General features: G+C 72.0%; 15 protein-coding genes and 3 tRNA genes. 10 read left to right on the forward strand and 8 right to left on the reverse strand.

The annotated features are described in order from the left end of the window. Positions 1–60: 60 nt before the first annotated feature. On the forward strand, positions 61–1845 hold the full coding sequence (locus DSM104329_RS01855) for a RecQ family ATP-dependent DNA helicase (RefSeq protein ID WP_259313694.1): 1785 nt from the start codon (positions 61–63) through the stop codon (positions 1843–1845). Next, positions 1842–2468 carry a phosphoribosylglycinamide formyltransferase gene (gene purN, locus DSM104329_RS01860; RefSeq protein WP_259313695.1) on the forward strand — a complete coding sequence of 209 codons (627 nt, stop codon included), beginning with the start codon at positions 1842–1844 and terminating at the stop codon, positions 2466–2468. Before DSM104329_RS01855 ends, purN begins: the two co-directional genes overlap by 4 nt. Before the next feature lie 64 nt (positions 2469–2532). On the opposite strand, the gene DSM104329_RS01865 is transcribed toward purN, so the two are convergent. Further along, positions 2533–2988 (reverse strand): SRPBCC family protein, encoded by a 456-nt coding sequence (locus tag DSM104329_RS01865; protein WP_259313696.1) that lies wholly within the window; start codon positions 2986–2988, stop codon positions 2533–2535. Between the two features lie 47 nt (positions 2989–3035). Here DSM104329_RS01865 and DSM104329_RS01870 point away from each other — a divergent pair, with 47 nt between their 5' ends. Beyond that, a complete protein-coding gene (locus DSM104329_RS01870) occupies positions 3036–3632 on the forward strand; it encodes a TetR/AcrR family transcriptional regulator (protein WP_259313697.1) in 597 nt (198 codons plus the stop codon). Positions 3633–3635: 3 nt separating this feature from the next. On the opposite strand, the gene DSM104329_RS01875 is transcribed toward DSM104329_RS01870, so the two are convergent. Together DSM104329_RS01875 and DSM104329_RS01880 are read right to left on the reverse strand one after the other, a co-directional pair. Next, a complete protein-coding gene (locus DSM104329_RS01875) occupies positions 3636–3845 on the reverse strand; it encodes a hypothetical protein (protein ID WP_259313698.1) in 210 nt (69 codons plus the stop codon). Positions 3846–3894: 49 nt separating this feature from the next. After that, entirely contained in the window at positions 3895–4119 is a 225-nt protein-coding gene (locus DSM104329_RS01880; RefSeq protein ID WP_259313699.1) for a hypothetical protein, read from the reverse strand. A 67-nt stretch (positions 4120–4186) separates the two neighbouring features. Here DSM104329_RS01880 and purH point away from each other — a divergent pair, with 67 nt between their 5' ends. After that, positions 4187–5764 carry a bifunctional phosphoribosylaminoimidazolecarboxamide formyltransferase/IMP cyclohydrolase gene (gene purH / locus DSM104329_RS01885; protein ID WP_259313700.1) on the forward strand — a complete coding sequence of 526 codons (1578 nt, stop codon included), beginning with the start codon at positions 4187–4189 and terminating at the stop codon, positions 5762–5764. Positions 5765–5849: 85 nt separating this feature from the next. Here purH and DSM104329_RS01890 read toward each other — a convergent pair whose 3' ends face one another. Both DSM104329_RS01890 and DSM104329_RS01895 read right to left on the reverse strand, forming a co-directional pair. Next, a complete protein-coding gene (locus DSM104329_RS01890; protein ID WP_259313701.1) occupies positions 5850–7337 on the reverse strand; it encodes an NAD(P)/FAD-dependent oxidoreductase in 1488 nt (495 codons plus the stop codon). 38 nt (positions 7338–7375) lie between these two features. Next, positions 7376–8974: a glycosyltransferase family 39 protein gene (locus DSM104329_RS01895; protein ID WP_259313702.1), complete on the reverse strand. Its 1599-nt coding sequence runs from the start codon at positions 8972–8974 to the stop codon at positions 7376–7378. 128 nt (positions 8975–9102) lie between these two features. Here DSM104329_RS01895 and DSM104329_RS01900 point away from each other — a divergent pair, with 128 nt between their 5' ends. The 4 genes from DSM104329_RS01900 to DSM104329_RS01915 all read left to right on the forward strand — a co-directional run bounded on the left by DSM104329_RS01900 (position 9103) and on the right by DSM104329_RS01915 (position 10110). Further along, a complete protein-coding gene (locus DSM104329_RS01900; RefSeq protein WP_259313703.1) occupies positions 9103–9483 on the forward strand; it encodes a VOC family protein in 381 nt (126 codons plus the stop codon). A gap of 96 nt (positions 9484–9579) precedes the next feature. Further along, positions 9580–9652: transfer RNA gene (locus DSM104329_RS01905), tRNA-Lys, on the forward strand. A 32-nt stretch (positions 9653–9684) separates the two neighbouring features. Beyond that, positions 9685–10053: a hypothetical protein gene (locus DSM104329_RS01910; protein WP_259313704.1), complete on the forward strand. Its 369-nt coding sequence runs from the start codon at positions 9685–9687 to the stop codon at positions 10051–10053. Then, positions 10039–10110 (forward strand) — tRNA-Glu (locus DSM104329_RS01915). The genes DSM104329_RS01910 and DSM104329_RS01915 overlap by 15 nt, the downstream gene beginning before the upstream one ends. Positions 10111–10289: 179 nt before the next feature. On the opposite strand, the gene DSM104329_RS01920 is transcribed toward DSM104329_RS01915, so the two are convergent. After that, on the reverse strand, positions 10290–11264 hold the full coding sequence (locus tag DSM104329_RS01920) for a hypothetical protein (RefSeq protein ID WP_259313705.1): 975 nt from the start codon (positions 11262–11264) through the stop codon (positions 10290–10292). A 148-nt stretch (positions 11265–11412) separates the two neighbouring features. Then, positions 11413–12165 carry an SDR family oxidoreductase gene (locus tag DSM104329_RS01925; protein ID WP_259313706.1) on the reverse strand — a complete coding sequence of 251 codons (753 nt, stop codon included), beginning with the start codon at positions 12163–12165 and terminating at the stop codon, positions 11413–11415. A gap of 27 nt (positions 12166–12192) precedes the next feature. Between DSM104329_RS01925 and DSM104329_RS01930 the strand changes: the two genes are divergently transcribed. Further along, positions 12193–13323, forward strand: coding sequence for an ABC transporter substrate-binding protein (locus DSM104329_RS01930; RefSeq protein ID WP_259313707.1), 1131 nt, complete (start codon positions 12193–12195; stop codon positions 13321–13323). Between the two features lie 15 nt (positions 13324–13338). On the opposite strand, the gene DSM104329_RS01935 is transcribed toward DSM104329_RS01930, so the two are convergent. Further along, entirely contained in the window at positions 13339–13677 is a 339-nt protein-coding gene (locus DSM104329_RS01935; protein WP_259313708.1) for a hypothetical protein, read from the reverse strand. A gap of 60 nt (positions 13678–13737) precedes the next feature. On the opposite strand from DSM104329_RS01935, the gene DSM104329_RS01940 reads away from it, so the two are divergent. Beyond that, positions 13738–13811: transfer RNA gene (locus DSM104329_RS01940), tRNA-Val, on the forward strand. Positions 13812–13820 lie beyond the last annotated feature (9 nt).

The following is a 13820-nucleotide window of genomic DNA, read 5'->3' on the forward strand; positions in this document are numbered from 1 at the left end:
GTTGCGCAACCGTCACAGCGCCCTGGCGGACGCCGGACCCGGCGATACGGTTCGGGGCCGATGGATCCCCGCGTCGCCCTGGAGCAGCACTTCGGCTTTCCCGCGTTCCGGCCCGGTCAGGAGGAGGCCGTCCAGGCTGCGCTCGACGACCGCGACGTCCTCGTGGTCATGCCCACCGGTGCGGGCAAGTCGCTCTGCTACCAGCTGCCCGGGCTCATGCGGCGCGACCTGTCGATCGTCGTCTCGCCGCTCGTCTCGCTCATGCAGGACCAGGTCGACGCGCTGTCGCGCATCTCGCCCGACGTCGCGCTGATCAACGCGCAGGCCGGCGCGGAGGCCAACCGCGAGGTGCTCGAGCGTGCGCGGCTGGGCCAGTTGCGGCTCCTGTACGTGGCGCCCGAGCGGTTCTCGGCGCCGGCGTTCCTCAACGGCATCGCGGGCGTGGACGTCGGGCTGTTCGTCGTCGACGAGGCGCATTGCGTGTCGCAGTGGGGCCACGACTTCCGGCCCGACTACTTCCGGCTGGCGGATGCCGCCCGCTGGCTGGGGGCGAAGGCGATCCTCGCCTCGACCGCCACGGCCACGCCGCAGGTGGCGCGCGACATCGTGGAACGGCTGCGGCTCGACGACCCCGTGCGGGTCACGACCGGGTTCGACCGGCCGAACCTGACGTTCGCGGTGGTGCCGTGCAGGACGGCGGCCGACAAGCACGCGCGCGTCGCCGCGACCCTCGCCGATCCGGCCGCGCGGCCGGCGATCGTCTACGCCGGCACGCGGGCGGGAACCGAGACCCTCGCCGGCAAGCTCGCGCGGGACCTCGACTGCGAGGTCGTCGCCTACCACGCCGGCCTGCCGCGCGACACGCGCGCGGACGCCCAGCGGCGGTTCATGGGCGGCGACGTCGACGTCGTCGTCGCGACCAACGCGTTCGGCATGGGCGTCGACAAGGCGAACGTGCGGACGGTCTGCCACGAGTCGGTCCCCGGCTCGCTCGAGGCGTACTACCAGGAGGCGGGCCGCGCCGGGCGCGACGGGGCGCCCGCGCGGGCGGTGCTCTTCGCCGAGAGCCGCGACAAGGGGCTGCACGTCTTCTTCATCCAGCGCTCGCAGGTCGACGACGCGCTGCTCATGCGCGTCGCCGAGCGGCTGCGCGCGCGGGCGAAGGACGGCCGCTACGACCTCGGCATCGACGAGCTGATCGCCCAGGGCTGCGAGGAGGAGCAGGTGCGGTCGATCGTCGGCCACCTCGCGCGCGCGGGCGTCATCCAGCCGGCGCCGTCGTCGCCGGACCGGCTGCGCGGACGCGTGCTGGAGCGTTTCGACGGGCGGGCGCGGGCGGCCTGCCGCGCGAGCGCGGGGGAGGCCGAGCGGGCGCGCTGGCGCCAGTACCGGTCGATCTGGGAGTTCGTCGAGGGCAAGCGCTGCCGCCGGGCGGCGATCCTGCGCCACTTCGGCGACCCGACCGCCGCGCACGTGCTCGACGGGGTGCCGTGCTGCGACGTCTGCGACCCGGAAGGCGCGGTGCCGGTGGGTGCACGGGCGCCGGCGCGCACGTCGTCACGGGGACGGGGGTCGGCGGCGGCGTCCGCCGACCTCGAGACGGCGATCGTCGAGGTCGTCGTCAGCGCCGAGCCCGCGGTCGGCCGGACGCGGGCGGTGGAGATCCTGCGCGGGGGGCGCTCGAAGGTCATCCAGAAGTACTCCTACGACGGACTGCCGGGCTACGGCGCGTTCGCGCACCTGCGCGCCGACGAGGTGCTCGAGCAGGTCGACGCGCTGATCGAAGGGGGCCGGCTGCGTTCGACCGGCGGCGCGTACCCGAAGCTCGTCGCGGTGGCCGCGTGACCGCGCCGCTGCGGGTCGGCGTGCTCGCGTCCGGCTCGGGCACGAACCTCCAGGCGTTGCTCGACACGGTCCACGGCCGGGAGGCCGAGATCGTCGCGGTCGCCTCCGACAAGCCGGACGCGCCGGCGCTCGAGCGAGCCCGTGCCGCGGGCGTTCCGGCGCGCGTGTTCGCGGCCGCCGACCACGGCTCGCGGGAGGCCCGGGACGCCGCGATCGCCGACTGGCTCGCGGACGCAGGGGTCGAGCTCGTCGTGCTGGCGGGCTACATGCAGCTCGTCGCTCCCGGGTTCCTGCGCCGTTTCCCCGACCGCGTCGTCAACGTCCATCCCGCGCTGCTGCCCGCCTTCCCCGGCCTCGCCGGGATCGCGCAGGCGGTCGAGTACGGGGTGAAGGTGTTCGGCGTGACCGTCCACCTCGTCGACGAGGGCGTCGACACCGGGCCGATCCTCCTGCAGGCGGCGATCGAGATCCCCGACGCGACCGACCCCGAGGCCGTCCACGACGCTCTGCGCCCGCTCGAGCACCGCCTGCTGCCCGAGGCGGTGCGGCTCATCGCGCGCGGGGCGATCCGGCGCGACCCTGCCCATCCGCGACGGATCCTCGTCGGCGCGCTGCCGGACTGACGGCGGTCACGGCGCCGGCGCGGCGCCGGTGCTCGCCGCGATCCTCCTCCGCCGGTGTCGCGCGTCAGTGGTCGACGGCGGGCAGCTGCTCGGCCAGTCGCCGCATCGCCTTCTCGTTCGTCCGGCGGATGAACGCCCGGGCCAGGGGAGCGGTCAGGCGGTCGGCGAGCGGGGCGGTGATCCACCGGTACTCGAAGGAGATGCGGGTGCCGCCGCCCGGGAGCGCCTGCAGCGTGTAGGTGCCCTCGGCGGTGCGGCCGGCCTTCTCGGCGACGTTGCGTTCGACGATGCGCTCGGGCGCCTGGGCGGAGACGACCTCGATGTCGACGGTGTCGGTGACGCCCATCGCGCGGACCGACACGCGGGCCTTGGACCCGACGCCGCGCTCGGGGCCGGACAGCTCCCAGTCGCGGAGAAGGTGGTTCGTGAACGGCTCGTGGTTCGCCATGACGTCGAGGAAGTCATAGACGCGCTCGCGAGCCTGCGGAACGTCGATGGAGACGGTGACGGGCTTAACCATGAACCACATGGTACACAAATGGCGTACCAGGTGGTACATTTCTTGTCGTGGAGGGACGTCAGCAGGAGCTGCTCGACGCCGCGATCGACTACGTCGCCGCGCACGGGCTCACCGACCTGTCGCTGCGCCGCCTGGCGGCCGAGCTCGGGACGAGCCACCGCATGCTCATCCACCACTTCGGTTCCAAGCAGGGCCTGTGGGTGGCGATCGTGCGCGAGGTCGAGCGCCGGCAGCTCGCGCTGATCGGCGACATCATGCCCGACCCCTCGGCCTCGTTGGGTGACGCGATGCGCGCGTGGTGGCGCCACATCTCCGACCGCTCGCTGTGGCCGAACGAGCGCCTCTTCTTCGAGGTCTACGGCCAGGCGCTGCAGGACCGCCCGTACACCGCCGAGCTCCTCGACGGGATCGTCGACAGCTGGCTGGAGCCCGCAGCCGCGATCGGCGAGTCGATGGGCCTGCCGCGCGCGACGGCGGTCGCCTCCGCGCGCCTGGGCATCGCGGTGACGCGCGGACTGCTGCTCGACCTGCTGGCCACCGGCGACCGCGCGGGCGTCGACGCGGCCATGGAGCACTGGATCGAGCTCAACCTCGGCCACCTCGAGCGGCTCGGCCTCGCAGGGGCCGCGCCGCCCGCCGGGTAGCCGTCAGCCGCGCTTCTCGTCTTCCTCGTTGTGGCCGCTCTCGTCGGCCCGGCGCCAGTCGCCGGCCGCGCGCCGCAGCGGGGGGTTGCCTTCGGTCGCGCGGAGGTCGTCGCGCGAGTGCTTGATGTCGGCCTCGAGCCGCGCCCGGTCCTGTTCCATGCGGCGCAGGGTCTCGTCCTTCGTGAGGGGTTGGTCGTCGTCGTTGGTGCTCATGGCGCAAGCCTCTCACGCCGGGCCGGCCCGCGGCGCCTGGCCGGCGGGTCTATTCCCGCTTCGCCGCGCCCTCGGGATCCTCGCCGCCGGACGCGTCGTCGGTGTCGCGCCAGTCGCCCGCCACCTCGCCGCCGGTCGCCTCCTCCATGTGGTGGAGCTCCTTGCGCGACTCGTCGATGTCCTGCTCGAGCCGGTCGCGCTCATGCTCGAGGCGGCGGATCGAGTCGTCCATCGCCTCCTGCGCCCGCTCGACGTCTCGTTCCGGGTTCTCCATGGTCCCTCCTTGCCCGCTGGGAGCGGTGGGCAACCGATCTCCGTTGGCGGTCCGTAAGCTCCGGCCGATGTCCGACCCCACTCCGGTCATCGCTCCCGGCGACGTGCGCGTGCGCCGCGCGCTGCTGTCCGTCTCCGACAAGCGCGGCGTCGTCGACTTCGCCAAGGGCCTGGCGGCGCTCGGCGCCGAGATCGTCTCGACCGGAGGCACCGCGCGGGCCCTGCGCGAGGCCGGCCTCGACGTGCGCTCCGTCGACGACCTCACCGGCTTTCCCGAGATGATGGACGGACGCGTGAAGACGCTGCACCCGAAGCTCCACGCGGGGCTGCTCGGCGTGCGCGACAACCCCGACCACGTCGCGGCGGCGCAGGAGCACGACGTGGAGTGGATCGACCTCGTCTGCGTGAACCTGTATCCGTTCGAGCGCACCGCGGCCGTGCGCGGCGTCGGCGACGAGGAGGTCATCGAGAACATCGACATCGGCGGTCCGACGATGATCCGCGCCGCCGCGAAGAACCACGCGTTCACCGCGGTGGTCGTGCGGCCCGAGTCCTACGACGCCGTCCTCGCCGAGCTCGAGGCGTCGGACGGGCGGCTGTCGCTCGACACCCGCCGGGCGCTGGCCGGGGAGGCGTTCGCGCTGACCGCGCGCTACGACACCGCGATCGCCCGCTGGTTCGCCGAGCAGGTCGAGAGCTTCCCGCCGCTGTTCCTGCGCGCCTTCGAGAAGCTCACGGACCTGCCCTACGGCGAGAACCCGCATCAGCGCGCCGCGTTGTACACGCAGGTGGGCGCGCGCCGCCACGTCCTGTCCATGGTGGGCCAGCTCCACGGCAAGGAGCTGTCGTTCAACAACGTGCTCGACCTCGACGCGGCGCGCCGGGCGGTCCGCGACTTCGAGGTGCCGGCGTGCGTGATCGTCAAGCACAACAACCCGTGTGGCGCTGCGGTCGCACCGACCGCGGGCGAGGCCTACCGCAGGGCGTTCGCCTGCGACCCCCTCAGCGCGTTCGGCGGCATCATCGCGCTGAACCGGCGCGTCGACGCGGCGCTCGCCGAGGCGCTCTCCCAGCAGTTCATCGAGGTGCTGATCGCGCCCGGCTACGACGAGGACGCGCTCGAGATCCTCACGCGCAAGCCGCACGTCCGGATCCTGGACGACCAGGAGCGCCGCCGGCCCGCGGGCCTGCAGCTCGACCTGCGCCCCGTCGAGGGCGGACTGCTCGTCCAGGATGCCGACGCCGACCTCCAGGAGCGCACGAGCATGCGCGTCGTCACCGAGCGCGTGCCCGACGAGCGCCAGTGGGAGGACCTGCTGTTCGCCTGGCGGATCGCCAAGCACGTGAAGTCCAACGCGATCGTGCTCGCGCGGGGGCTGGCGACGATCGGCATCGGCGCCGGGCAGATGAGCCGGGTCGACTCCGTGCGCCTGGCGATCGAGAAGGCCCAGTCGCCGGTCGCGGGCACCGTGCTCGCGTCAGACGCGTTCTTCCCGTTCGCCGACGGACCCGAGGCGGCGGTCGCCGCGGGGGTGCAGGCGATCATCCAGCCGGGCGGCTCGGTCCGTGACGACGAGGTGGTCGCCGCCGCCGACGAGGCCGGCGTGGCGATGGTCCTCACGGGCCGCCGCCACTTCAAGCACTGAGAGATCCCTGGGGGCCCGCCTCCCGCCGGCAGCGGCTGCAAGCCCACCTTGCGACGCGCGGGCCGGCGTCGGCACCCCTGGCTGCCTAGGCTGATTCGGAGACCGGCTCGCGCAGCGCCGGGACGTCGGCGCCGTCGCGGTACGGGTACGGGTTCTTGTCGGTCTCCTCGCCCTCCTCGTGGTAGACCGACTCCGCGTTGACCGCCCACAGGTCGTGGTCGGTGCCGAGCAGCAGGTTGTCCACCGCACGCATCGCGGTGAGCATGCTGTGATCGGAGTTGTTGTAGCGGTGCAGCCCGTTGCGGCCCACCTGCTGGAGGTTCGAGATGCCGGCGAGCCAGCCCTTGATGGTCTCGACGCGCGGCGCGTAGTCGCGGTCGTACATCGGATAGGCCATCGGCACCCGCACGACGTAGCCGCGCTTCACCTTCGCCGGATCGGCGAGGCCGAGCTGGTGCAGCTCGCGCTTGGCCAGTTCGACGAGCGCGTCGTCGTCCTGCGTCCACAGGTCGTCGCCCTGAAAGCAGAAGTACTCGAGGCCGACGCAGGCCGTGGTGGGGTCCGGGACCATCCACGGCGACCACGAGCGGTAGTTCTGGATGCGCCCGACGCGCACGCCCGGGTCGTGGATGTAGATCCAGTTGTCCGGGAACAGGTCGTCGCCGTCGAGTACGAGGGCGATCGTCAGGAAGTCGCGGTAGCGCAGGTGGCGGGCCGCCTCGTCGAGCTCCTCGTTCTTGTCCGGGCGCGCGAGCGCCACCGTGTCGCGCAGCGGCAGCGACGAGATGACGGCGCTCGGGGTGTAGGTGATGCCGCCTGCGACGACCTCGGTCACCTCGCCGTCGACGACCTCCAGCGACGTGACCTCGGCCTCCGTGAGGACTTCGCCGCCCTGCTCGCGGATGCGCTGCGTCATGAAGTCCCACATCTGGCCCGGGCCGTAGCGCGGGTAGTTGAACTCGCTGATCAGCGACTTGATCCTGTTGCCCTTGTTGCCGACGAACGCGGCCTTCGCGGCGCTGAAGAACGACAGGCCCTTGATGCGCTGCGCGGCCCACTCGGCGCGGAGCTCGCTGCAGGGCACGCCCCACACCTTCTCGGTGTAGGTCTTGAAGAAGAGCTGGTACAGGCGCCAGCCGAAGCGGTTGGAGACCCACTCCTCGAGCGAGTCCTCGTTGCCCTTCGGCTTCACGAGCGCGCGCAGGTAGGAGAGACCGGAGCGGACGAGCTCGACGGGGCCGAGCTTCTTGATGACGTCCGCGCCCTGCAGCGGATACTCGAGGAACTTGCCGTTCCAGTAGATGCGCGACTGGCGCGGGCGGCGCAGGAACTCCTCGCCCATCACCTCGTGCCAGAGGTCGTCGACCTCCTTGACCTTGGTGAAGAAGCGGTGACCGCCGAGGTCGAAGCGGTAGCCCTCCGGGTCCACGACCGTCTTCGCGAGCCCGCCGACCTGGTCCTCGGCCTCGACCACGATCACCGGACGGCCCGCCTTCGCGAGCAGGTAGGCGGCGGTCAGCCCGGCGGGGCCGCCTCCGAGCACGAGAACCGGGCGTTCAGGAGTGATCTGCACGATGGCGTCTGGAGGGGGTCGAAAGGTGAAGTCGGGACTTACCCGTTCCGGTACTTGCGGAACAGGAGTCCCTGCAGGGGGTTCGGTCCGGGCCCGCCGAACCACAGGGGGACTGTAGCGGTCAGTTCGTAGCGCGGATCCCCCCGGAGGATGCCCTGGTACTCGATCGAGCGCTCCAGCACCCGGCTCGTCCAGGGTGCCGTCCAGCGCTTCGGCTTGAAGACCTTCGGCACGATGAGCGCGACCTGGCCGCCCACCGGCATCTTGTCGAGCAGCGGCATGAGCTGAGTGTCGATGCCGGTGCGGTCGAAGTGCTCGGTGCCGTCGCGCCAGTCGGTGACGCCGGTGTCCTTCTGGATGCCGAACGGGCTCGCGTACGTCACGTCGCCGGGCCGGCCGAGCCGCTTGCGCCAGCGGTCGATGTACAGCGAGAGGACCGGGATCTGCTCGGGCTGCGTCGAGATGACGAGGTCGCCGCGCTTCAGCTGCCCGCCGATCTCGTAGGCGACGTAGTGGGCGTTGCTCTTCGTGCTCGGCGCGGAGGCCGAGAGCCACATGATCGCGAGGATCGCGAGGCCCGCGATGCCGAGGCGCCCCGCGCGCGTGAGGCCGAGGGCCGCGAGCACGAGCAGCGGTGCGACGGCCACCGCGAGGTAGCGCGTCGCCCACGCGGGCGAGACCTGGGAGGTCAGCCAGGCGACGACGATCGGCGCGACCGCGATGACGGCGAGGACGGGCACGAGGACGTTGCGCTCGCGCAGGCCGCGCTGGGCGACGGTGCCGAGGCCGGCCCCGGCGGCGAGCAGCAGGATGACCGTCCCGCCGAAGCCCCCGAGCAGCAGGTCGGGCGCGCGGACCAGCGTGCGAAAGCCGGGGGCGTTGGCCCACGGTGCGCCGGTGTTCAGCGCCTGCGAGATGAAGCTCGGGACCCACGGCAGGTACAGGAGCGCGGTGGTGCCGAAGCCGACCGCGGCGTCGCGCAGCAGCTGGCGGCGCTCGGGGGCGCCCTTCGTGAAGGTGAACCAGCGGACGGCGATGCCGACGGCGAAGGCGAAGCCGAGGAACAGCCCCCAGTTGTGCGTGTAGAGCAGGAGGACGAGCGCGACGCCGAACGGGATGCGGTACCGGCGGCGGTCGTAGACGTAGGCGTGCAGGTAGAAGGCGGTCGCCAGCATCCCGAGCAGGACGACGAGCGAGTACATCCGCGTCTCCTGCGCGTAGCTCGTCAGGAACGGGTTGATCGCCGTCAGCCCGGCGAGGACCCAGCCGACGCGGCGGTCGAACAGGCTCGTGCCCGCCCACAGCGCGACGGGGATGCAGGCCAGCGCGAAGAACAGCGACAGCCAGTGGGTCGCGGCCTCGCCCTCGCCGACGAGCTGGATCCACAGGTGCAGGACCATGTAGTACAGCGGCGGCGAGCCGTCCTGGAGCAGGACGCCCGGGATGTCGAAGAACGGGTGGCGGGCGATTCCGATCGACAGGCCCTCGTCGATCCAGAAGTGCGCTCCCATCTCCCGCGTCCGCAGGAAGAGCGAGAGGACGATCAGAGCAAGGAGCCCGGCGCCGTACAGCAGCCGCGCGCGGGATACGGACCGCACCCTGACCGTGCCCGGACGGCGTAGGGCGACGGTTGCCACGGGTCAGAGACTAATGGTCCGCTCCGCGGGTTGGTCCGGTCGGTCGCGCCCGGAAGTGGGCGGTGGTCCGCGACCCATGCGGCGGAGGGCTGACAGCGCCGCTTCGACGCGCTACCTTGCCCGCTGCCGTGAACTTCAGCGTCGACATCGTGTCGATTCCGGTGAGCGAACAGGATCGCGCCCGCGCGTTCTACGTGGACGTCCTCGGCTTCGCCGTCCGCGAGGACGCCGAGATGACCGAGGGCCGCCGCTGGATCGAGCTCGTCCCACCCGCCGGCGGCGCCTCCATCTCGCTCGTCACGTGGTTCGACGCAATGGCGCCCGGCTCGCTGCGCGGCCTCGTGCTCGGCGCCGACGACTGCCACGACGCGTTCGCCGAACTGCGGCGCCGCGGCGTCGAGTTCGTCGAATCGGAGGTGCAGGACGCGCCCTGGGGCCAGTTCGCCACGTTCTGCGACCCGGACGGCAACGGCTGGGTGCTGGTCGGCCCGGCGGCCGAGAACGCATAGACGGGCGGCCGAGGGCCGCGGATCCGTCCGCGCCGTTTGCGAACGTATGTTCGTATGAATGGCGGAGGGATCGAGGGTACGCTTGAGGACGAGTCTGCCCCCGTAGCTCAACTGGCAGAGCAAGAGGCTTTTAACCTCGAGGCTGAGAGTTCGAATCTCTCCGGGGGTATCCAGCGGCACTGTCCGAGGCACGGACTGGTCGTGCATCATCGTCTCAAGGAGCCGCGGAACGTCTCTGGATTCCGCTATCGCTGCGGGCGGTGCAACGGCGAAGCCGTCCTGCGGCGCAAGCGCAAGGTGAAGCAGATCCTCGTGGCCGAGGCCGGCGGGTGCTGCCTCGTCTGTGGGTACGACCGGTGCATCGGCAACCTCGCCTTCCACCACGTCGACCCGGCGCAGAAGCGGTTCAACCTGTCGAGTTGCAGCGGCAAGTCCCTCGCGGCGTTTCGCGAGGAGGCGCGCAAGTGCGTCCTCGTCTGCGCGAACTGCCACGGGGAGATCGAGGCCGGGCTGATCCCTTCGCCGCCCGCACCTACACTGAACGCCAGTACACCCGCCCCCATGGTGTAGCGGTCAGCACGCGGGCCTTTCACGCCCGTAGCGGGGGTTCGATTCCCCCTGGGGGTACTGCCACGCGCGGATCACGCCGGTCGGCACCGGCTCGCCCGTCCGCGCGGCGCGGTCCATTCGGCGCGACTCCAGGGACCGTCCGGGCCCGGAGGTCGCCACCGTCGCGGACGCCGGGAGACGCGAAGAGCCCCGCCGAAGCGGGGCTCTCCACGGCATTCAGTCGTCCAGCGCGAGGCTCACGGAGCCAGCGGGCGGCTGGTCCGGTCGTTGAAGCACACGAGGAAGAACTGGCCGTTCGCCCCCACCCCATAGGTCTTGTACGCGCGGGCCTTGATCCGCGGGTCCATGCCGAGGAAGTGCCACGGGAAGTTGTCCCAGTGGTGGCCGGCGTTGAAGAGGCTCCAGCCCCCGACGAGGCCCTTCTGGTGCTCGTCGCAGGAGATCTGGTGCTCCCACACGCCGTTGCCCTTGTTGAAGTGCTCGACCGGGCCGGTGCGGTGGTATGCGTACAGCTTGTGCGCGTGGCCGTTCGTGGGGCCGGTCTTGTACTTCAGGCAGCGCCCGTAGACCGTCAGCGACGTGTTCGGCGACGTGACGTAGAAGCCGTAGCTCCACTGCGACAGGTTCGGCTCGGGATACGACGAGAACGGCGTCGCGTCGCCGGCGGTCACGTTCCAGCCCGGCGCGATGTAGACCTCGTCCGCCGCGCACGGGATGTCGCTGTTGGACGGCACGAAGTCCTGCTGGGCGAGTGGGCCGTAGCCCTTGGTCTTGATGTTGCCCACCACGAACGAGTGGCTGTGCGTGTCCGGCGCCGTGGTCTTGCCGAGGCAGGTCACCCAGATCTTCAGCTGGGCGTCCTCGGACGTCGTGTTGCGGAAGCGGAAGGTGTACTGGCTGTTGCCCGAGGGATACGAGCCGAGGACGTCGACGCCGGACGCGATCGTCCACGGCGACTCGTCGGGATCGGCGAGCTGCGGGTTGTAGGGTCCGACCTCGTCGATGCGCCACATCCCGTCGGCGGCGATGTCGCCGTTGGGGCAGGAGAGCGTGTAGGTCCCCGACTGCGACTCGCCGAGCGTGATGTGCTGCTCGGCCTTGTACATGTCGAGGTGGTGCTTCGTGGCGGTCTTCGCTCCGGCGGCAGCCGGGATCAGCAGCAGTGCCGCCAAGCCGAGCGTCAGAAGCGCCGCGCGTCCGTGCATTCTCATGTGAACCGGTGTCGTCCTTGCAGCTTCGTCGAACACTCGGCGCCCAGCCCGCAGCGCGGCACTGTAGGGCGCGACGCGCGCCAGGTGAAGCCCCGTCCACGAAACTGGACGAAGGTTCGACGGCGAACGTGGTGTATTGGCGCGCCGTCTATACGGCGCGGGTCATCGCGCCGTCCACGCGGATCGCCTCGCCCGTGACGAAGCTCGCGCGCTGTGAGCACAGGAACGTCGCGACCGCCGACATCTCCTCGACCGTCCCGAGGCGCCCGGCCGGCACGTCGCCCCGCGCCGCCTCCTCGGCCTGATCGAGCGAGCCGTAGAGCTCGGCGAGCCGCTCGGTCGCGATGCGCCCGGTCAGCAGCGTGTTGAACGTGATGCCGTCGCCGGCGAGGTCGCGCGCCAGCGTCTTGAAGGCCGACAGCGCGGCGCTGCGGTGGACGTTGGACAGCATGAGGTTGCCGATCGGCTCGCGAACCGAGTTCGACGAGACGTTCACGATCCGTCCCCAGCCGCGCTCGCGCATGGCGGGCACGACGCGCTCGATGAGATCGATCGGCCCGAGCACGAGCTCGCGGTAGGCGCGCTCCCACTGCTCGCGCGCGAAGCCCAGCGGGTCCGCCCCGCTCGGCGGGCCGCCCGTGTTCGTCACGAGGATCTCGACCGGCGCGCCGAACGCCGCCGCCGCCGCATCGGCGAGGCGGGCGCCCGCGCCGTCCTCGCCGCTGTCGTAGGCGAATCCGCGGCCGCCGAGCTCCTCCGCGACCGCGCGGGCGCGGTCCTCGGACCGCGACGTCACCGCGACGCGCGCGCCCTCGGCCGCGAGCTCGGCGGCGATCGCGCGGCCGATTCCCTGCGATCCCCCGGTGACCAGAGCGATGCGACCGCCGATTCCGAGTTCCATGTCCGTGGACGCTAACGTGCCCGCGCCATGCGCCGACTGCTCCCGCTGCTCACCGTCCTCCTGTCCCTCCTGGTCCCGGCGGCGGCGTTCGCGGCGCTGCCCGCCGGAGAGATCCGGCTCGGCGCCGTATGGTCGGTGACCGGGGCGGGCGCGAGCTACGCCGCGCTGCAGCCCGCCGGCGCCCAGCTCGCGGTCGACGAGGTCAACGCGTCCGGCGCGCTCGGCGGCGCGCGCCTCGCGCTCGACGAGCGCGACGACCGGTCCAGCGCGTCCCGCGCGGCCGAGCTCTTCACCCAGCTCATCGACACCGGGGCGGTCGCTCTGCTCGGGCCGACGCTGTCGAACTCGGCGCTCCAGGCCGATCGCGTGGCCCAGGGCCGCGGCGTTCCCGTGCTCGGCGTGTCGAACACCGGCGACGGGGTCCTCGACATCGGCGACGTCGTCTTCCGCGACTCGCTCTCCGAGCGCGCCGTCCAGCCTCGCACCGTCGCCGTGACCCACCGCCGGCTGCACTACCGCCGCGCCGCCATCGTGTGGGCGACGCCGGACGCGTACTCGAAGACCGGCCACGACGTGTTCCGCGAGGCGTTGCGCGGCACGCCCGGCGTGCGGATCGTCGCGGACCGCTCGTTCGCCTCGGACAGCGCGAACGGCTACCGGCGCGCCCTGCGCCGCATCGCCCGCAAGCGGCCCGACGCGCTGTTCGTCTCCGCGCTGGCGCCGGACGCCGTGAAGGTCATGAAGGCGGCTCGGCGCATCCGCGCGCTGCGCGCCGTCCCGTTCATCGGCGGCAACGCGTTCAACGCGCCCGGACTGATCGCGCAGGGCGGCCGCGCCGCGCAGGGCGCCATCTCGGGCGCGGCGTGGATCGCCACCGAGGACACGCCGGGCAACGCGGCCTTCGTGGCGGCCTTCCGGGCGCGCTTCGGCACGGCGCCCGACCAGTTCGCGGCGCAGTCCTACACCGGCGTCAAGCTGCTGGCCGAGGCGATCCGGCGCGCGGACTCCAGCGACCCGCGCGCGATCCGGGACGCGCTCGCCGGGCTGCGCGACGTCGACACGGTGCTCGGTCGCTTCTCGTTCGGCCCCGACCGTGAGCCGCAGTACACGCCGGTCGTGCAGCAGATCCGCGGCGGCCGGTACGTGCGGATCGGCTGAGCGGCGCGGCGCGCCTCAGACGATCTCGGCGTCGAGCTCGCGGTCGACCGCGAGCCGCCCGCACCACAACCCGAAGGCGAGCGCGGCGATCAGCGCGCCGAGCCAGTGGACGCCGGCGACGACCGCGATGATGCTCGGGATGCCGGCGAGCATGGCGCCGGTGAGCGCGCCGACGATCGGCAGGCCGAGAACACGGGCCGTCACCGCCGCGCACCCGATCCAGGCCACCGGCCCCGACAGCCAGCCCCAGTCCTCGAAGAAGCTCTTGGGCAGCAGGACGGCCAGCACGATCGCCACCACGGCGACGGCGGCGATCTGGATGACGACGGCCTTGACGGCGATCGAGCGGTCCACCCCGCCAGCATAGGAGCGGCCGGGCGCGGCGCGAGCCCGCCGCACTAGCCTGTCGCCGACGGGCGGTTAGCTCAGCTGGTCAGAGCGCCTGCCTTACAAGCAGGAGGTCGCGCGTTCGAACCGCGCACCGCCCACTCCGCGAA

The organism is Capillimicrobium parvum, from assembly GCF_021172045.1.
GTDB lineage: Bacteria > Actinomycetota > Thermoleophilia > Solirubrobacterales > Solirubrobacteraceae > Capillimicrobium > Capillimicrobium parvum.

Coding starts and splice junctions, on each gene's coding strand:
- purH (WP_259313700.1), top strand. CDS start 4,187: ATGTCCGACCCCACTCCGGTCATCGCTCCCGGCGACGTGCGCGTGCGC.
- DSM104329_RS01920 (WP_259313705.1), bottom strand. CDS start 11,264: ATGAGAATGCACGGACGCGCGGCGCTTCTGACGCTCGGCTTGGCGGCA.
- DSM104329_RS01880 (WP_259313699.1), bottom strand. CDS start 4,119: ATGGAGAACCCGGAACGAGACGTCGAGCGGGCGCAGGAGGCGATGGAC.
- DSM104329_RS01875 (WP_259313698.1), bottom strand. CDS start 3,845: ATGAGCACCAACGACGACGACCAACCCCTCACGAAGGACGAGACCCTG.
- DSM104329_RS01855 (WP_259313694.1), top strand. CDS start 61: ATGGATCCCCGCGTCGCCCTGGAGCAGCACTTCGGCTTTCCCGCGTTC.
- DSM104329_RS01865 (WP_259313696.1), bottom strand. CDS start 2,988: ATGGTTAAGCCCGTCACCGTCTCCATCGACGTTCCGCAGGCTCGCGAG.
- DSM104329_RS01925 (WP_259313706.1), bottom strand. CDS start 12,165: ATGGAACTCGGAATCGGCGGTCGCATCGCTCTGGTCACCGGGGGATCG.
- DSM104329_RS01930 (WP_259313707.1), top strand. CDS start 12,193: ATGCGCCGACTGCTCCCGCTGCTCACCGTCCTCCTGTCCCTCCTGGTC.